The organism is Spirosoma aureum (assembly GCF_011604685.1).
Lineage (GTDB): Bacteria > Bacteroidota > Bacteroidia > Cytophagales > Spirosomataceae > Spirosoma > Spirosoma aureum.
The window spans coordinates 4328439-4347162 of sequence record NZ_CP050063.1; the positions used below are offsets into that span (position 1 = coordinate 4328439).

Annotated in this window: 14 protein-coding genes and 1 other RNA gene; 14 read left to right on the forward strand and 1 reads right to left on the reverse strand. The window is 46.6% G+C overall.

Annotated features, from left to right (window positions below; genetic code table 11):
- The first annotated feature begins 853 nt into the window (after positions 1-853).
- From G8759_RS17130 to G8759_RS17155, 6 genes are all read left to right on the forward strand, one after another.
- A complete protein-coding gene (locus tag G8759_RS17130) occupies positions 854-1186 on the forward strand; it encodes an ArsR/SmtB family transcription factor (protein ID WP_167210028.1) in 333 nt (110 codons plus the stop codon).
- A 55-nt stretch (positions 1187-1241) separates the two neighbouring features.
- Positions 1242-2165: an arsenite methyltransferase gene (locus tag G8759_RS17135; protein WP_167210030.1), complete on the forward strand. Its 924-nt coding sequence runs from the start codon at positions 1242-1244 to the stop codon at positions 2163-2165.
- A 17-nt stretch (positions 2166-2182) separates the two neighbouring features.
- A complete protein-coding gene (locus tag G8759_RS17140; RefSeq protein ID WP_167210032.1) occupies positions 2183-2647 on the forward strand; it encodes an arsenate reductase ArsC in 465 nt (154 codons plus the stop codon).
- A gap of 5 nt (positions 2648-2652) precedes the next feature.
- Positions 2653-3102, forward strand: a complete 450-nt coding sequence (gene arsN2 / locus G8759_RS17145) for an arsenic resistance N-acetyltransferase ArsN2 (protein WP_167210034.1) — start codon at positions 2653-2655, stop codon at positions 3100-3102.
- 86 nt (positions 3103-3188) lie between these two features.
- On the forward strand, positions 3189-4259 hold the full coding sequence (locus G8759_RS17150) for an ArsO family NAD(P)H-dependent flavin-containing monooxygenase (RefSeq protein WP_167210036.1): 1071 nt from the start codon (positions 3189-3191) through the stop codon (positions 4257-4259).
- A 126-nt stretch (positions 4260-4385) separates the two neighbouring features.
- Positions 4386-5732 (forward strand): Gfo/Idh/MocA family protein, encoded by a 1347-nt coding sequence (locus tag G8759_RS17155; RefSeq protein ID WP_167210038.1) that lies wholly within the window; start codon positions 4386-4388, stop codon positions 5730-5732.
- Between the two features lie 17 nt (positions 5733-5749).
- Here the strand turns inward: G8759_RS17155 and G8759_RS17160 are convergent, their stop codons facing one another.
- Positions 5750-6613, reverse strand: coding sequence for a DUF4349 domain-containing protein (locus G8759_RS17160; RefSeq protein ID WP_167210040.1), 864 nt, complete (start codon positions 6611-6613; stop codon positions 5750-5752).
- 242 nt (positions 6614-6855) lie between these two features.
- On the opposite strand from G8759_RS17160, the gene G8759_RS17165 reads away from it, so the two are divergent.
- The 8 genes from G8759_RS17165 to trmD all read left to right on the forward strand — a co-directional run bounded on the left by G8759_RS17165 (position 6856) and on the right by trmD (position 18654).
- Entirely contained in the window at positions 6856-9087 is a 2232-nt protein-coding gene (locus tag G8759_RS17165) for a TonB-dependent receptor family protein (RefSeq protein WP_167210042.1), read from the forward strand.
- 381 nt (positions 9088-9468) lie between these two features.
- Positions 9469-9873: a hypothetical protein gene (locus G8759_RS17170; protein WP_167210044.1), complete on the forward strand. Its 405-nt coding sequence runs from the start codon at positions 9469-9471 to the stop codon at positions 9871-9873.
- Positions 9874-10959: 1086 nt separating this feature from the next.
- Positions 10960-14151, forward strand: a complete 3192-nt coding sequence (locus tag G8759_RS17175; RefSeq protein WP_167210046.1) for a SusC/RagA family TonB-linked outer membrane protein — start codon at positions 10960-10962, stop codon at positions 14149-14151.
- A gap of 27 nt (positions 14152-14178) precedes the next feature.
- Positions 14179-15831, forward strand: coding sequence for a RagB/SusD family nutrient uptake outer membrane protein (locus G8759_RS17180; RefSeq protein ID WP_167210048.1), 1653 nt, complete (start codon positions 14179-14181; stop codon positions 15829-15831).
- Positions 15832-16004: 173 nt separating this feature from the next.
- An RNA gene (rnpB, locus tag G8759_RS17185) (RNase P RNA component class A) lies at positions 16005-16503 on the forward strand.
- Between the two features lie 166 nt (positions 16504-16669).
- Positions 16670-17242: a 30S ribosomal protein S16 gene (locus G8759_RS17190; protein ID WP_162383937.1), complete on the forward strand. Its 573-nt coding sequence runs from the start codon at positions 16670-16672 to the stop codon at positions 17240-17242.
- A gap of 160 nt (positions 17243-17402) precedes the next feature.
- Positions 17403-17990 (forward strand): ribosome maturation factor RimM, encoded by a 588-nt coding sequence (gene rimM, locus G8759_RS17195; protein WP_167210050.1) that lies wholly within the window; start codon positions 17403-17405, stop codon positions 17988-17990.
- Positions 17980-18654 (forward strand): tRNA (guanosine(37)-N1)-methyltransferase TrmD, encoded by a 675-nt coding sequence (trmD, locus tag G8759_RS17200; protein ID WP_167210052.1) that lies wholly within the window; start codon positions 17980-17982, stop codon positions 18652-18654. Before rimM ends, trmD begins: the two co-directional genes overlap by 11 nt.
- The last annotated feature ends 70 nt before the right edge of the window (positions 18655-18724 follow it).

Sequence of the window (18724 nt, forward strand, 5' to 3'; positions counted from 1 at the left end):
ATCAATAGTTGGTTTTAGCGCAATATAGCACTTTTCTGATAAATTTAGGGAACTTTATTAATTTAACATTGTTTTATTGCTCTTAAATCAGATACGAAAGCCAGCGATCAACCACAACTGCATAGGAACAGAATGCATCTCAAGTATCTCTATTTGATTTAGTTAGAAAAATTTGCCGATTGAATGCCGGTACCCAATAACAAGTTGAGAGAAAATCCAGCCGTGCCAACAAAAGAATGCTAGCCATGCCTGCTCGTAAATATTATTATTGACGGTTGTTATGACGGGTTTGGTAATGACACTGGTAGATTCAGGCTAGTACCTGGTCGATTCCTGAATACATAGTTTTTCAACGCTGCTCTACACTTATGACAAATTGGGGACATGTTTACTGCCCATTTTTGTGGCACTACAATTGTTTCCTCACAAAGTATGCAGTCAATCGAGTAACTTCCCGTCGATATGCTGTCCCACATGTTGTTCTCACCCATTTTGCTTTTGCCCAGGGGGCGTCTTGAAAAAATCAAGTAAAACCCAATTTCCAGATAGAGGTTTTTTCTAACAACTACTCGGCTTGAGTGTACGATTATTAAGACGCTGAGAAAGCTAAATTCGTCACATGAAATAATCCAGGCTATTCATGTGGCTTGCATAAACGATTGGTTATATGCATCGGGTACTTTCAGTATTGAGTTAGCTTGTAACTAATGTATTACCACATTTAGAAAAAAACTGTGTCCCGAGATCACGCAAAAACCTAAAACAATAGCAACGAAAAGAGCCAATTCGTAATTTTTTAAAAATTTATCCATCGTAATATTGCAATTGATTAGTGATGCCTTACTTTTGCAGCATGGGACTGACAAAAACGGAGATCTTTACCGCTGAACAAAACCGTATGGCCGATCTGGCAAAGGCCTTTGCGCATCCGGCACGGGTAGCTATCCTGCAAATGCTGATCGCCAGGAAAGCCTGCGTATGTGGTGATTTGGTAGACGAACTTGAATTAGCACAAGCAACCGTTTCGCAGCATTTGAAGGAATTGAAACGAATTGGTATCATCCAGGGTGAGATTAACCCGCCCCGCGTTTGCTATTGCATAAACCCAACTGTGTGGCAAGAGGCCCAGCAAACGTTTGGCATCATACTGGATGCATTCATTCCCGAATCGGCATCCTGCTGTTAAGTGTTCAGCAGTTTTTTTTGTGAAAATCAATCGTAATATTACAATAAATTAGATTATGGAAACTGCAGAGCAAATCAAAGATGTAGTCCGTCAGAAATACGCAGCCATCGCCGAAAGCACCCCAGCTGAAGCTATTGGATGTTGCGGAAGCAACCAACCCGGCCCCACATCCTGCTGTGGCCCGGAAATCAGTGGCAGTGTTTCAATCGATATGACAGTTGGCTACGGTGAGTTGAACGGCTACGTCGCTGAGGCCGATTTAGGGTTAGGTTGTGGTCTGCCGACGCAATTTGCCCAGATCAAACCGGGCGATGTTGTTGTTGATTTAGGATCGGGCGCGGGCAATGATTGTTTTGTTGCTCGTGCTGAAACTGGGGCAACCGGTCGGGTTATCGGTCTGGATATGACCCCGGCCATGATTGACCGGGCGCGTATAAACGCCAAAACCCTGGGTTTTACGAATGTCGAATTTGTTTATGGCGACATTGAAGATATGCCCCTGCCCGAGAATCTGGCGGATGTTGTTGTGAGTAATTGTGTCATGAATCTTGTTCCCGATAAGCAGAAAGCATTCTCTGAAACATTTCGCATCCTTAAGCCGGGTGGACATTTTAGTATCTCAGATATCGTTCTGAAAGGGGAGTTACCAGAAAATTTAAAGCGTGATGCAGCGCTTTACGTCGGATGCGTATCCGGGGCTAGCCAAAAGGATGCGTATTTACAACTTGTCGCTCAAGCCGGATTCACGAATGTCATTGTGCAAAAAGAGCGCGAAATCGCACTGCCCGATGAGGTATTGAAAAACTATCTTTCAAACAATGAAATTGCCGACTATCGTCAGCCAGACAGTGGCAATTCAGCCCGAGGCATTTATAGTGTTACGGTGTTTGCGCAAAAGCCAGAACCTATTGAATCTAAATTAGTCGAATTAGGTAATCCAGAAGGGGCATCGTGTTGCGGCCCCGAATGCTGTAATTAACATAAACAGGATTTACCATGAAACGAATCTTGGTATTATGTTCGGGAAATTCTGCCCGATCGCAGATAGCCCAGGCGTATCTGCACTATTTTGCCGATAGGTTGAAACCGACAGAACCGGTAGAAGTTTACAGTGCTGGCATTAAACCCAAAGGCGTGAACCCATTGGCCATACAGGTTTTAGCCGAAGATGGGATTGACATAGCGCATTATACGTCAAACCCTGTAGATGACTATAGGCATATACCGTTCGATTTCGTACTGACTGTTTGTGATAAAGCCCGCGAACAGTGCCCATTTTTCCCGGCAGTCGGACAACGGTTTCACCAGAGTTTCCCTGAACCAAGCCATATGAAAGGACAAAATGCCGATGCAGAGGCTAAGCTAACGGCATTCCGTGAAGTGCGTGATATGATCAAAAACTACAGTCAGGAATTTATTTCGAACCACATAGCTGTCAATAAGCCAGCCTCAACTCATTAATGTCTATGAGCTTTCACATCGAAAAAGCCCTGCCTGACGACAAACTCGCTGTCATTGCTTTGTTAGACAAAGGGCATTTATTAACCGACGATCTGCCAGCCGATCTGACTGATTTCGTGATTGCCAGAGCAGCCAGAATGCCAATTGGAGTTGCTGGTTTAGAACGGTTGAATGAAGTGGGCCTGCTACGATCGGTAGTCGTCGATCCTGCGTTTCAGGGCATACAGGTTGGTACGCAATTAGTAGGGTGCATACTGGAAAACGCCAGAGCCGTTGGCCTACGTGAGGTGTATCTAATCACAACAACGGCAGATCGTTATTTTGAACGATACGGCTTTGAGGTCGTCATTCGTCAGGATGTACCAGTGTCAATCCAGCAGACAAAGCAATTCAGCGATTTATGTCCGTCTTCGGCAATTGTTATGAAACGGGTGCTAACCCCGGATTTGGTATGATTGCGTTTCAAATAGCCTATCTACCATTTTACCAACAGGCACGATGACGCACTGCCAACGGGTTATATGCCAATCAATGGGTTATCATGAATGAGCCGACTGTACACGATGTGATCATAATCGGTGGCGGACAGTCAGGGCTGGCAACTGCCTATCATTTACATCGTAGTTCCCTGGATGTTATTCTACTGGATGATCAGCCATCGCCTGGCGGAGCCTGGCAGCATGGATGGCAATCGTTGAAACTTTTTTCTCCGGCCGAAGCCAGCTCGCTGCCCGGTTGGCTCATGCCCCGTACTCATGCCCTTTATCCAACTCGCCAGGAAGTTGTCGCGTATCTGACCAATTATGAGAAACGATATGGCTTTACAGTTCAACGACCCGTTCAGGTTCAATTGGTTAAATGGGAAGGAACGATAGTCAACCTCCAAACCAGCCGGGGAAATTATCGTTGTCGTGCATTGGTGTGCGCTACAGGTAGCTGGGGGCATCCGTTTATTCCACCCTATACCGGGATAAACGATTACAAGGGTCGACAGCTTCATTCTGCCAAGTATACATCACCTGATGAATTTACTGGAAAACGGGTGTTAGTAGTTGGTGGGGGAAATTCAGGCGCTCAGATTGTTGCTGAAGTATCGAAAGTAGCCAACACAACCTGGGTCACTTTACAAGAACCATCGTTTTTGCCGGATGAGGTGGATGGGCGGTTCTTGTTCATAGCGGCAACGCAACGGTTCAATGCAGGAGATACCAGACCAAAGGGTAGCCTCGCCGATATTGTTATGGTCGATAGTGTTAAAGAAGCCCGTAACCGTGATGCTCTTCGCGCCGTGCGACCGTTTTCGGCATTTAATCAGGACGGCGTTATCTGGCCGGATGGGAGCCAGGAGTCGGTCGATGCAATTATCTGGTGTACTGGTTTTCGCCCTGCTTTGCAATTTTTGGACGGGCTTGGGCTGATCACTCATGACGGTCGGGTAGAGGTAGAAGGCACCCGATCGGTGAAACAACCTGGTTTGTGGATGGTCGGATACGGAAGTTGGACTGGCTTCGCGTCGGCAACCTTGATTGGCGTCAATCGATCTGCCCGCCAAACCGCACAGGAAATCATTGGCTATTTGCAGGCAGGTTCAAAACGAGTAAATAGACCTTGAACCATAGAGAAGACTGGAATCGGAACGGTCATGTTCTTAACAAATTCATCACAATTGATTAGGTAAAGGGCGCGCTATGCTTTTGTGTATGGCAACCGTTTCTGGCATGTTTAAATCTGACAATCCATGGAAATTACGCGCAGACATTTTTTGCGAAATTCGGCTCTAACTGCTACCGGAGCAGGGCTGATTAGTCTACCCACACTGGAAGCTATAGCCAGTCAGCGCAAAAAAACTTCCCCGAATGATAAACTTCAGCTTGGGCTAATTGGCTGTAATGGCATGGGTTGGTCAGACCTTCGCTCACACCTGCTGATGAGTGACGTGGAATGTGTCGCCTTAGCCGATGTTGACCAGAGTGTTCTGGATAAACGGGCGGCCGATGTCCAAAAAATGCAGCAGAATCGCCCACAATTGTTCAAGGACTATCGGAAACTGCTGGAGAACAAAGACATTGATGCCGTTATTATTGGAACGCCCGATCATTGGCATTGCATGGCCATGATTGATGCGGTCTCGGCAGGCAAACATGTCTACGTTGAAAAACCCTTAGCCAATAGCATCGAAGAGTGTAATCTGATGCTGGCGGCTGCCCGGAAATACAATAAAATCGTTCAGGTTGGGCAATGGCAACGGAGCGGTTCCCATTACGAAAAAGCAATTGACTACATTCGGTCCGGTAAATTAGGCAATATCCGCCTGGTGAAAGTTTGGGCTTACCAGGGCTGGATGAATCCGGTTCCTGTCCGCCCCGACAGTGCCCCACCGGCAGGTGTGGACTATGATATGTGGCTTGGACCGGCCCCTAAGCGACCTTTTAACCCCAATCGCTTCCATTTCAATTTTCGCTGGTTCTGGGATTATGCCGGTGGATTGATGACCGATTGGGGCGTTCATGAAATTGATATTGCCCTGTATGCCATGAATGCGAAAGCGCCTAAATCCGTAATGGCATCGGGCGGCAAGCTAGCCTATCCCGACGATGCTTCTGAAACACCCGATACCTTGCAGGCTGTTTATGAATATGACGGCTTCAATATGCTCTGGGAGCATGCCACGGGCATCGATGGGGGTAATTATGGACGAACGGAGGGCATTGCCTTTATTGGTAACAATGCAACGCTTGTGCTAAATCGGGATGGCTGGTCGCTGCTGCCTGAAACGCAGACAAAAAATAATGTCAAGGTGTATAAGGTGGAAGATATTCCAGACCAGGCCCGAAATGGTGATTACCTGAACGAGCATACGAAAAACTTTGTGCAGGCCATTAAGACCAACAACGCCGGGATTCTTAAATGCGGCATTGAAACCGGTAGCATTGCTGCCATTAACGCCCATATGGGTAACATTGCATACAAGACTGGCCGTAAGGTGTATTGGGACGCTACAGCAAAAGGATTTAAGAATGACCCGCAGGCTAATGCCCTATTGTCGGCACATTACCATAACGGCTGGAAGTTACCCGTCGTTTGATGCCCGATTGGGGCTATTTATTTTACCGCCTTCCTGCGTTGCTTCCGCCAACGCAGAATGAACCAGCTAGCCCCGAAGCCAACCAGGCCAATGGGTAGAAAATAAAACAGGCCAACCAGTACATCGCCCATCAACCGGAAGCCATCGGTAAAATTGTGCCAGATTTGGGCATAAATCGGTTCTTCCGGTCGTAGGGCAACTTCAGTTTGCTGATAGTAGGTTAGATTGACTGTGCTCAGTGCGACTTCGTCTTTGAGCTGACGCAATTCGGCCTCCTGCACTTCACGCTCTTCGCGAATCTGGCCTAACTGTTCTTCTACTTTTAATACATCCTCAACGCTCCGGGCCTGTTTGAGAAGCTTCAGGTAGGTTTCTTCAACCGCTTTTTTACTCCGGATTCGCGCTTCGGTGTCTACGTAACGACGGGTAACATCCTGGGCTGTTATCGTTTTTGTATCCGTAAAAATGGATTCTTTTAGTACCTGCGAAAGAAATGCGTCTAATCGAGCGGCTGGAATTCGAATGGTCAGGGCATTTTCGATGCTGTTATCAGACTTGGTTTCGTTCGAATTGGCAATCTGACCACCAGACTGATTAACGGCCTTCTCAATGGCTTTTCCCGAAGTGTTGAAATCACTGACCCGAATGCGCACCTGTGCATTGCGAATAATTTTCCGGTTAGTCGTTGCCGATGGTTGACCCGCTGGTACCGGTAATTCAGGCGTTAGCTCCTCAGCGGTTGAGGAATCATCCTGCTCGGGAGCGGGTGCTTTCATCGTGGCCATAGGTTGCGGCATTGACGCTTCAGAGATGGCTTCCTGCTGCTTCGACTGGCAGGCTGTGACCGCGAAAATGGCTATCAGAATAAAATAATTGTTCATATCGCTTAGGTGCACAATGGGGTCAATTTCCACACGTCTATCCAAGTTTTAAAGTTGCACAAAAAATAGAGCTTATGGCTCTCATTGTTAGTGCTTTTGCTGTCGAAATCGGGATTTTAAAAATGAAAATAATCTTCTGGCTATAGGCGCATGAGCCGTGTTCGATAAACTGTATTTTAGATGGCAACTTGGCTAGGTGTTTTTTTGCTCGAAACAGTCATGATTGTGTAAATTATCTGCACATGCCACAACGTTCCTTCCCCTATACAAAAAAACACCCCAGACGATCGGTAACCGGTTTCCTGCTTTACCTTGTGCTCGGGCAGTATGCGCCTGTGGCTATTGGTCAGCAAAAGACAGATAGCGACTCGATACGAACGCATACGCTCAATCAAATTACGGTTAAAGGTGTACGCTCGACCGTTGTTGAATCATTACCCGACGTGCACGGTACCTACCTGATGGGCGGTAAACGCAGTGAGGTAATTCGGCTGTCTGACATTGACGTCAATGTCGCCGAAAAGAATCCGCGACAGGTGTTTGCCCGAATTCCCGGTGTGTTCATTTACGATATGGACGGCACGGGTAACCAGATAAATATTGCCACACGCGGTCTGGACCCACACCGATCGTGGGAAAATAATATTCGCCAGAATGGCATCATTACCAATTCCGATATGTATGGGTATCCGGCAAGCCATTACTCGCCCCCGATGGAAAGTATTGATCGGATTGAATTTGTACGTGGGATGGGTTCGCTACAATACGGTGCGCAATTTGGCGGTATGCTTAATTACGTAACCAAAGGGGCCGATACTTTGCGTCGATTCAGTTTTCAGACGCTCAATTCTGTTGGGACATACGGCCTGTTAAGCACCTATAATGCCATTGGTGGTCGAGTTGGCAAGTGGACATACTATGCCTATTATTACCGACGGCATTCGAATGGATATCGGGAAAATAGTAAATCGGATGCCGAAGCTCAGTTCGGGCGACTGCATTTTCAGGCAACGAAGCGCCTGGAGCTAACTGCAGAACTGGGCCGCTCGACGTATACCTACCAGATTCCCGGTCCGCTCACCGACGTCCTGTTTGCACAGGACCCGCGCCAGTCGACCCGGAGCCGAAACTATTTCAATCCGGACATTTATGTTCCATCGCTGAAACTGGCCTGGCAAATCTCAGATCGGACCAGTTTGCTCTGGACAACGTCGGCCGTATTAGGCGCTCGAAATAGTGTTCAGATTGACGCCTTTGCAACAATACCCGACACCATTAATCGAATGACCGGCCAATATCGGCCCCGGCAGGTGGATGTCGACCACTTCAATAGTTACACAACCGAAGCCCGGATACTACATCAATACAAATTAGGTTCTGCTGGGGGCGCTTTGGCCGCTGGTATCCAGTTAATGCGAACAGACCTGCATCGGCAGCAGCTTGGCGTAGGCTCGACGGGTAGTGATTTTGATCTCTCTTTGAGTGCCCCCTTTAAGCGAGACCTGCATTATCGAACGAAAAACATTGCTTTTTTTGCCGAAAACAACCTCAATCTGACCGATCGTCTGACCATTTCGCCCGGCTTTCGGATTGAAAATGGAACGACTGAAATGCGTGGAACTATTACGTATTATGACCCCGCTAATCTCCCAACAAACATTAGCCACCAGTTTGCCTTGTTGGGTGTTAATGCGAACTATAAACTTACGGATGAAGTGAAACTTTACGGGGGCTGGTCGCAGGCTTACCGCCCTGTTGTTTTCAAGGATATTATTCCGGCCTCAACCTATGAACAGATCGATAAAAATCTGAAAGATGCTTATGGATATAACGCCGAGCTAGGCATTGAGGGTCGCTGGCAGGGCGTACATATAAATCTGACAATTTTTGATCTTTTGTACCGTAATCGGCTGGGTACTTTGCTACTGACAAATCCGGACGGAACGAGCTATATTTTTCGGACAAACATTGGCGACAGTCGCAGTACGGGTATCGAGGCTTTGTTTGAATCCCAGTTGATTCGTACCGATAAAGTCCTGATCAGTGGATTTTCATCCACCGCGTTTAACCATGCCCGCTATATCAATGGTCAGGTATCGACTGGTAGCGAAAATCGGTCAGTGAAGGGCAATCAGGTTGAATCGGCTCCCCGCTGGACAACCCGAAATGGATTGACGGCCCGATTTGGAACCGCCAGCCTGACACTTCAATACAGTTACGTGAGCCAAACATTCTCCGATCCACTGAACACAACCGTAGCGTCGGCTAATGGGGCCATTGGGCCCGTTCCTGCCTATAGCCTATGGGACCTCAATGGAACCTGGCACATTGGTCGCCAATTAACCCTGAGGGGGAGTGTCAATAACCTGCTCAACCGACAATATTTTACCAAACGTCCGACATTTTACCCAGGGCCGGGTGTCTGGCCTTCCGATGGAAGTAGTGCAGTACTAACAGTTGGGCTGACTTTTTGATGATGCACATTCGGAAAATCGTAAATGTCGAGTTTGCATTCTTACCTCACTTATTAATAGCCTATACTGTTCTTAATAGACAATAGCACCATTTTTCCTGGAATCAGGCCGTTTTTTGGGAATTCCCCTAAAAAACGGCCTGATTATTGTATAAAATCTATAGTAAATGTCGTCTGTTCGATCGTATGGAATTCCAGCTTACAAGTTGTTTACTTGAGGCAGGAGATTGCCTTGAGTATGGCTAGTTTGTCAGCACAGCAACTACAAAAGATCAGGGGCGACGTCGGGTTTCTAGATGTGCTGGTTTCAGTTACATACTTGTGACTTTGTTTAACTATTCAGGTCAAAAATACAGGCGCTTTGCCTACAGGATTTTACGGAATGATTAGAATAACATCAAGTAATAAGACCGATGAGTATGTCCCTTCAAGCTCTGCTGACTTACCGGTTGTAATTGAAAACTGGCACCAGGCTGTCATCGATCTTCATACCTGGTATGAAACATTGAGTCAAACAATTGCCGCGCACAAACAGGTAGCCCACAAATTGATACATGCCAATGTTAACTTCTATGGTCAACACCCACTTTGTGAACTTGAACGGGTTAATTGTGCGATGATTCAGGAAATCAGCCAGTTGATAAGCGTTATGGATAAATCGTCGGAGCAGAATCAACTATCCGAACAGGCAACCATCGAGTGTCTTCAGGCCCATACACTACGCCTACAGGAACAGGCTCGCCGAATCCAGCAAGTGCTTTGCCAAAGTACATTAAATGCCTCCTGAAAAGCCACATAGTACTGATTGAACAGGCTTTATGCCTGACAATCAGTACCATGAAAGTAGCACATATTCGCTGTAACCAGCGATATGTACGATTCTCCATCATTTTAGTTCTTGCCAACTAATGAATTTCGTTCATTAGCAATGCTGCTCATGCTTTAATTAAAGTAGTGTAGGTAGGTGATCCCTATTGCGTGAACATAACTTCCCGCCTGGTCGTGCTAGATTTTCTGGGTGTTGTCCAGAACAATTTGCCATGTACAGACTGAAAACGCCTAGTTGAGTTGTTCTTACAGCTTCTGCAATTGCTACACGAACAGGCGAAAATAACTCCTGAAGCACCCTTTCATCCCGGTAAATGGCGACTAGCTACTGTATGGATAGCTAAACTTTAAGCTCTATTAGTGCCAATCTCATACCTATAATCTGATTTACTCCTCAGATAAAGAGGTATCCAAAGCAATGGGTTCAACAACCAACTCAATTGCACTTAGGCTATCCGACCGCAGAGGGTATAGGATTGCTGGCCCGCAAAGATTTTTAAAGAGCGAACAGAGCTTATCCAGAGAATAAGTTACAGTTACTCTCTTTTTTATTAGTGGGAATCTGCTTGCTTGATTTCATATGGATTTGTGGCCAATGGGGAACTATAAAACGTGTGAAAAGAAAGCTTTATAGAATTTAATATTTAACTATAATTAAAATACAATTTAATCTTTGGTTATGTCTGTAAAATGCTGGATATATAAGTAAAAATACTTAATTGATGGGCTAATTATCTTAATTTGTATTATGTTTGAAATTGTACTTTTACTCTATGTGGAACTTAATATGTATTCTAAATAATTATATATGTATACATTGTAAAGTTAATCTTAATCCGTATATAATTTTGCATTACTTTGATAAAATGTGATATTATATTAAAAAATAGACTAAAATTGAATTATTAATTTTACCTCAATACTGATCTACTTTTATATGAAATTATAATTTTTTTTATAATTGCCTTTGGATTAAAAAAATGCTCACCTACTTTTGCAGGATACTTACTACAAGTATTATAACCTAATCTACTCTAATCAATTTATGAGAAGAAATTTACTGTTGAGCCTCCTGCTGGTGTGCTCAACCTGGGCTTTTTGTTGGGCGCAGGAACGGAAAATTACGGGAAAGGTCTCTTCAGCTGAAGATGGAACAACGCTTCCCGGTGTGTCGGTGGTTGTTAAAGGCACCACGGTTGGAGCTGTCACGGATGGCAATGGTACTTACTCGATAGCTGCCCCTGCAAAAGGGGCTTTGGTGTTCTCCTTCATTGGCATGGCGTCCAAAGAAGTTGAGATAGGAGCGAACTCAGTCATTGATGTTAAATTAGCAACGGATACCAAACAACTTGCCGAAATTGTCGTAACAGGGGTCGGGGTTGCTACCGACAAACGTAAAATTGCCATATCGGTTGAATCCGTTAGTGGAAAAGATTTACCACAAACACCTTCAGCGTCTGTCGATCAGGCTCTTATCGGTAAAATTCCGGGTGCTCAGATCACCAGCCGGAGCGGTACACCAGGCGCTGACGTGAATATTCTGTTACGTGGAATCAACACCATCAACCGGGGAACTCAACCCATGATTCTGATTGATGGTATCCAGATGGGAGCAACCAGCCTGCAAACGATTGATTTGAACTCAATCGAGCGGGTTGAAGTAGTACAGGGGGCAGCAGCTGCTACCATCTATGGTGCGCAGGGCGCAAACGGCGTTATTCAGTTGTTTACCAAAAAAGGTAAAAACGGCGTATTGAATATCGATTTCTCGTCCAGCATTGCCGAGAATACATATTTGAACGTGGGCGGTTTAAGCAAAGCAAAACTCCATGCTTTTGCTACCGATGCCAGCAATAACATTATCGGATCGTCGGGTAAACCCATCGTATATGATGCGGTAAATGGTATTTATTCCGAAAACGTACAATATAATTCGACTGATCCGACCATTACGAACAGCAAGCCTTACAACGCGAATCTGCAATACCACGATCACTTTGATTATTTCTTCAAACCGGCGCAAACGATTAATAACAGCGTTTCCATTTCGGGAGGAAGTCAGAAAGCCGATTTTGGTCTATCGGCTTCCAATAGCCATCAGGAAAGTAACATTCTCAACAACGGATACTGGGATCGGAGCAACTTATCGGCCAACATTGGGGTGCAACTGGCCAAAGGGCTTACCCTTCGTTCGATCACGCAGTTAGCCTATACGAAGAGCACCTTAAAGTCAGCTGACCGCACCATTCTGTATAATTTGTTGAATGCGTATCCACTGGCTGATTTTGATCTGACAACCACAGATGGTTCTATTCCGCTTAACATGAACCAGACGATTGGTATCAACGCGTCGAACCCATCGTATCGGCAGGCTTATACCCGCAACAATGACAATAAGGTTGACATCATTCAGAATCTGAACCTGAATTATAAGTTTCCGAAGTACGTTGATTTAGACCTGAAGTACGGGTTGAATTTCCAGACTCAGAACCGTGATCTGGAATACATGAACCAGGCCAATAATGCCAATAACAAATATTGGTTAACGCAGGGATCGACCAACTATATTTCGAACTACAACACCACGAATACGGGTGACCTCACAAAGTATGTGAACAGTAAAGTGTTCCAGAACTTCCTGGCTACGGCTACGGCTTCTTTTGATTTTAAAGAAGATTTTCACCTGAATGTACCGATCAAATCAACCACACAGGCATTGTTCGACTGGCGTAATAGTCAGGTAAAAGAATATACCAGTGCGGCCATTGGTTTACCGGCTGCTTATTCGCCCTATAATGCCGCCAACACTACATCGTGGCGGGTCTATCGCGATTATTCAGAGCCATTTATTACCTATGGTTATTTGTTGAATCAGCGGTTCGAATATGGTGAGTTTGCCGGGATTTCAGGTGGTTTTCGAAGCGATTATTCATCGGCCTTTGGTCAGGGCTCCAAGCCGTTTACCTTCCCACGGGGCGATGCTTACCTGCGCTTATCGGCGCTGAAGTTCTGGCAGAATAGTTCTGTAAACAGCTTCCTGCCAGAATTGAAGCTGCGGGCAGCCTATGGCCAGGCGGGTATCCAGCCTCAGCCTTTCGACCGGTACGTAACCATTACGCCAACAACGGTAGGGAACACAACGGCATTTTATTACGCCAATCAGCAAAGTAACCCGGCATTGGGCGTGGAGGTGTCGGAAGAGCTGGAAATTGGAACCGACATGGTGTTTAGCTTATTTAAGGGCAGCAGCTGGTTAAATGCCATTGCGCTTTCAGCTACCTACTGGGATCGGAAAACAAAAGATGCCATCTACCAGGTTGACGTGGCTCCTTCTGTCGGGCTCGGAAAACTGACCGATAATGCCTTTACCTTAGGTTCGAATGGGCTTCAGATGTCGTTAAATTCTACCGTTTACCACAGCTCTAATCTGAAATGGAATACGACGATCAATTTCGGTAAACAATCCTCCAAAATAATTGCCGTTCGTGGAGATGCTCCGATTATTGTTACATCGAATGCGGGTAGCACCAACTATGTTCTGAAAGCAGGTGAGAAAATCGGGCAGTTGTATGGCTACAAAACCATAGGTGCTGTCGATGCAAAAGACCCCAACGGTAACTTCTTTATTCCACAGGCCGAACAGGAAGCTTATACGGTTGCCAGTAATGGATTTGTTGTCAATAAAGCAACTAAACAGCCTTATTTCACGGCGGATAAATACAGTTTCGGTGATCCAAACCCGAAATTCAACATGTCGTTTATCAATGATCTGACCTTCAAAAACTTCCTCACATTTGGTGTTCAGCTTGATTGGGTAAACGGTAGCCACCTGTACAATCAGACGAAAGAATGGATGTACCGCGATGGTATTCATTCCGATTACGCAAACCCCTTTACCATTGATGGGCAAACCGGTGCCTGGACGGCATTCTATCGGGGTGTTTATGCACAGCGTACAGCCAATGGTACCAAAGATTATTTCTATGAAGATGCGTCATTCCTGCGTCTGAGAAACATTTCGGTGGGTGTTGATTTGGCTAAAGTATTTAACATTCCGGCCGTTAAACGTCTTCAGCTTGTTCTGTCAGGGCGTAATCTCTGGACGCTTACCAAGTACACGGGATTTGATCCGGAAATCAGCTCAGGAACGTCGAACTCTGCCTGGGACAGAGGAACTGACCACAGCACGATGCCAAACTTTAAGTCGTATCAGGCTTCGCTGAACTTCGGATTTTAAGGAACCCCATCTCAAAAAACTGATCTTATGAATAAGTTAAAGATACTTGCCTTAACACTGGCTTTCTCCGGGTTTATGGCAGCTTGTAAAGAACAGCTGGATGTTAAAAACCCCAACCAGCCTTCGTCACCGGCCTTAAAAACCGAGACTGGTCTGATTTCCTTCGGCGAAGGGTTTTACGTGACCGGTTTTAAAGACGTAAAATATTACGATGGCGTGCCAGGCTATTTCTGGTCGGGAGCCATTGGCAATCATGAGTTGATGGGCGACGTCATCGGGACCGACATTGCTAACGTCTTTATTAACCAGATTGGTGCGCCAAACCAGATTACACTCGATGACGGTACGATTTTGCTGAATCCGAACTCGCCCAGCAAGCAGATCGATTTTATCCGGATAACAGCCAACGTCAACTCGACAGGTTTTCAGAACTCGATCTACTACGAGTGGGCCTATATGTATAACATGAACAATGCGGCTAATACATTGTTAGCCAACATTGATGCGACTACGTTTTCGGGCGAAGCGGATACGAAAAAAGGCATTCTGAAAGCCTGGGCCTACTGGTGGAAAGGGTATGCGTATTCCCGGATCGGTTCCATCTATTATGCCGGGATTATTAACGATAAGGCAAATGGTGAAGCCCTGAATGGTACAAATGGTAATTATGTGGCCAAAGAAGCCATGATTGCCGAAGCCAATAAAAACTTCGATGCAGCGGCTACTATTCTGACTGGCTTAACGGCCAGTGCCGATTACACAGCTACGATGACGGGTTTAATTCCTAGCTTTAACCGGGTTGGTAAAGGAGGAATCTTGACGCCAGCCATGTGGGTGCGCAATATCAATACCATGAAAGCCCGGAATATTCTGGTAAATACGCGGGTTAACGCCATGACAGCTGCGCAATGGGCCGAAATTCTGACGCTGACTACGAATGGTGTGCAGGCATCTGATTTTGTCTTTACGGGACGTTCCAATGCCGCCGGTGACTTTCTGTCACCAACGGCTGGTACTGTTTCCGGGAAAACAACGGGCGCTAACAACACCTATAAAATCTCTGAACGGTTGATTCAGGATTTTAAAACGGGTGACCTTCGCCTGTCTAATAATTTCCAGCAAAGAAGCTCGGCCTACATCGGGGAAACTTCACGGGGTAATGCGTTCTTTACCCGCTGGAACCTGATCAACCGGGGAGCGTCTGGTTCAGAAGGATCGGCCTCCGTTATTTCGTACTCGAACACGAATGCAGGCGGTTATGAATTATATCTGGCAAGTTCGTACGAAGAAAACCAGCTGATGAGATCAGAAGCGTTGATCAATACAGGTAAGATAGAAGAAGGTCTTGCCCTGATCGATGAGGTTCGCAAGGCACAGGGAGCCGGTCTGGCTACCGTTGCCGGAAAAAACCTGACGCTGGATGCGGCTAAAGAAGAACTACGTCGCGAACGACGCATCGGTTTACTGTTCCGTGCCCTTTCATTCTACGATGCCCGTCGTTGGGGATTACTTGAAACAGGCCGAAAAGGAGCTGTTGCGCTTAGCCGCACCGGGGTTGTTAGTACAAACGCAACCATCACCTACGGCTATCTGGATTACTGGGACGTTCCGGATAACGAAATTGTGTATAATCCACCCACCAGCGGAAGCGCACCGACAAAAAATCCCAAAACCAATTAATCGGATTGCTGTCAACGATGTTTCGTTGATTCGCTATGAAAACTCCCGGTATCAGTAGCATTCTGCTGCGAACCGGGAGTTTTTGGTTTTGAGCGTATCGGGTGAATAACCGTAAACAACGAACGACAGCTTGAGAAACCGACACGATGGGTGTACCTTTGTGATACCTGAACGATATGAGCTGGCTTATCGCGTCTGAGCAATCAGGCGAGGAAAGTCCGGGCAGCGCAGAGCACCCTACTTCCTAACGGGAAGGAGGACGGCTGGGAACGGCCGTTCGACAGCCAGTGTCACAGAAAATATACCGCCGATTTTTCAATGAGCGAATGGGATAATGAGTGATTGAGTGAATAGCTGGCGCAAGCCGGTTCACTCAGGCAAAAATTCGCTCATTCGCTCATTGAAGAACTGGTAAGGGTGAAAAGGTGGGGTAAGAGCCTACCGCCCGGCGGGCGACCGGCGGGGCAGGATAAACCTTAGGGGCTGAAAGACCAAATAAGCGTCGGATGTGGGGCTGCTCGTCCCCGTTCTGGAGTAATCCCAGCCGGGAATAGTCCAGATGCCGACGCGGGTAGGTCGAATGAGGTGGCCGGTGACGACCATCCTAGATAAATGATAAGCCATTCGGTTAACCCCGGAGGACAGAACCCGGCTTATAGGCTCGTGTCAATCAGGTTTTTTGTTATGCGGTCCTCCTGTCGGTAGGAAAGAGAACTAGAATTTTCTATATTCTCACTTACAGACAGGAAGTTCGCATTATTTTTTCAAAAACTTTCCTTACCTTTGCGGCCACGTTTTACAGGGGAGATGCGTCTCCCATCAAAACCAACAAGCACAAATGGCTGTTAAAATCCGTTTATCGCGTCGTGGACGCAAAAGAATGGCGATATACGACATCGTCGTGGCTGAATCAACTTCGCCCCGTGATGGCCGGTTCATTGAGAAAATCGGTTCGTATAACCCCAACACAGACCCTTCGACGGTTGTATTGAAGTCGGAGCGGGCCGTACATTGGCTCTTAGTTGGTGCTCAACCGACCGATACCGCCCGTTCGGTATTGTCGCATGAAGGCATCATGTATCGCAAACACCTGCAGGTAGGCGTTAACAAAGGCGCTATCACGCAGGAACAGGCTGATGAGAAATTCACAACCTGGAAAGATGATAAAGAGAATCGTAAGGCAGGTTCAGCCGATACCAAAACGCAAACCAAAGAGCAGGCTCGTGCCGCGCGTCTGGAAGCTGAGCGTAAGGTAAACGAAGCGCGTGCTGAAGCGATCGCTAAGAAAAACAAAGTGGAAGAACCTGTTGCCGAAGCTCCTGCTGTAGAAGCAGCCGTTGAAGAGGCTCCAGCTACCGAAGCTGCTGCACCAGAAGAAACTCCCGTTGCAGACGCTCCTGCTGCGGAATAGTTTTTCGACCGGTCCGGTTATACCGGAAAGCCGGAAAATGTATTAGTAAAGAGCCTGTTCGTTTGTGAGCAGGCTCTTTTTATGAGTAAGGCAACCAGTCGGCGTTCCGACCAGAAGCCGTACTTTTGCCAGAAAATGCGGCTTCTCAGCTGCTTCCCCTATGACTAAGGACGATTGCTATCAGGTAGGCCATATCACCAAGACGCATGGCGTAAGTGGTGAACTGGTTCTTTATTTAGACGTTGATAACGCCAGTGAGTATGCCGATCTGGAATCGGTACTGTTGGAGGTGAAAGGCGACTTGATTCCGTATTTCATCGAATCCATTGCTATCGTGAAAGGTAGTCGGGCAATTATTGCCTTCGAGGACGTAGATACCATCGAGCAGGCCGAACGGCTGATTAATTGCGGTGCTTATTTACCGCTCGATGAGCTGGAACCGATTACTGACGAAACCCGATTCTATTTCCATGAGATTGTCGGCTATCAGGTTGTCGATGCGCAGGAAGGACCTTTGGGCACAGTTCGTGGTGTGTATGCCATGAATGCTCAGGATCTGATCGCCATGGATTATCTCGGTAAGGAGGTCCTGATTCCCATCAATAGCGATATTGTGAAAACGGTAGACCGGGCTAATCAGAAGCTGAATGTGTCGCTTCCAGATGGTTTGCTGGCAATCTATATGGAAGAGGACAGCAAAGAAAAGCCGGAAGTGAATGGCAACGAAGACGATACCGATGAGGATTGATATTATTACCTGTCTGCCCCGATTACTGGACAGTTTTTTTGCGCATTCAATTCTGCAGCGGGCGCAACAGGGTGGTTATGTGGAGATTGCCGTGCATGATCTGCGTGACTTTACAGCCGATAAACATCGGCGGGTAGACGATTATGCCTTTGGCGGAGGAGCCGGTATGGTGATGCAGATCGAGCCGATTGCCCGCTGTATCCGGTCTTTGCAGGCCGAACGTACCTACGACGAACTTATTTACATGACACCTGATGGGGAACGACTGAATCAGCAAACGGCTAATTCGCTTTCGTTACGTCAGAATTTAATTATCCTCTGCGGACATTACAAAGGGGTCGATGAGCGCGTTCGTGAGCTATTTATAACGAAAGAAATCAGCATCGGCGATTATGTGCTGTCGGGTGGCGAACTGGCCGCGGCTGTGCTTTCCGACGCTATTATCCGGTTATTGCCGGGTGTTCTCAATGATGAAACATCGGCTTTAACGGACTCCTTTCAGGACAATTTACTGGCCCCTCCAGTCTACACCCGTCCGGCCGAGTTTGAAGGTCATCGCGTACCTGATATTCTGTTATCGGGCCACGAAGCCAAAATTGACGAGTGGCGGTATGAACAGGCGTTGGAACGGACGCGAATACGGCGACCCGATTTGCTGGAGTAGGAGGGTCCACCTAAACTAAACGATAGAAAAATAATTGGAATGGTTGATTTGGGGTTATTTATATTCTAAA

Coding starts and splice junctions, on each gene's coding strand:
- G8759_RS17130 (WP_167210028.1), top strand. CDS start 854: ATGGGACTGACAAAAACGGAGATCTTTACCGCTGAACAAAACCGTATG.
- G8759_RS17135 (WP_167210030.1), top strand. CDS start 1,242: ATGGAAACTGCAGAGCAAATCAAAGATGTAGTCCGTCAGAAATACGCA.
- G8759_RS17140 (WP_167210032.1), top strand. CDS start 2,183: ATGAAACGAATCTTGGTATTATGTTCGGGAAATTCTGCCCGATCGCAG.
- arsN2 (WP_167210034.1), top strand. CDS start 2,653: ATGAGCTTTCACATCGAAAAAGCCCTGCCTGACGACAAACTCGCTGTC.
- G8759_RS17150 (WP_167210036.1), top strand. CDS start 3,189: ATGAATGAGCCGACTGTACACGATGTGATCATAATCGGTGGCGGACAG.
- G8759_RS17155 (WP_167210038.1), top strand. CDS start 4,386: ATGGAAATTACGCGCAGACATTTTTTGCGAAATTCGGCTCTAACTGCT.
- G8759_RS17160 (WP_167210040.1), bottom strand. CDS start 6,613: ATGAACAATTATTTTATTCTGATAGCCATTTTCGCGGTCACAGCCTGC.
- G8759_RS17165 (WP_167210042.1), top strand. CDS start 6,856: ATGCCACAACGTTCCTTCCCCTATACAAAAAAACACCCCAGACGATCG.
- G8759_RS17170 (WP_167210044.1), top strand. CDS start 9,469: ATGATTAGAATAACATCAAGTAATAAGACCGATGAGTATGTCCCTTCA.
- G8759_RS17175 (WP_167210046.1), top strand. CDS start 10,960: ATGAGAAGAAATTTACTGTTGAGCCTCCTGCTGGTGTGCTCAACCTGG.
- G8759_RS17180 (WP_167210048.1), top strand. CDS start 14,179: ATGAATAAGTTAAAGATACTTGCCTTAACACTGGCTTTCTCCGGGTTT.
- G8759_RS17190 (WP_162383937.1), top strand. CDS start 16,670: ATGGCTGTTAAAATCCGTTTATCGCGTCGTGGACGCAAAAGAATGGCG.
- rimM (WP_167210050.1), top strand. CDS start 17,403: ATGACTAAGGACGATTGCTATCAGGTAGGCCATATCACCAAGACGCAT.
- trmD (WP_167210052.1), top strand. CDS start 17,980: ATGAGGATTGATATTATTACCTGTCTGCCCCGATTACTGGACAGTTTT.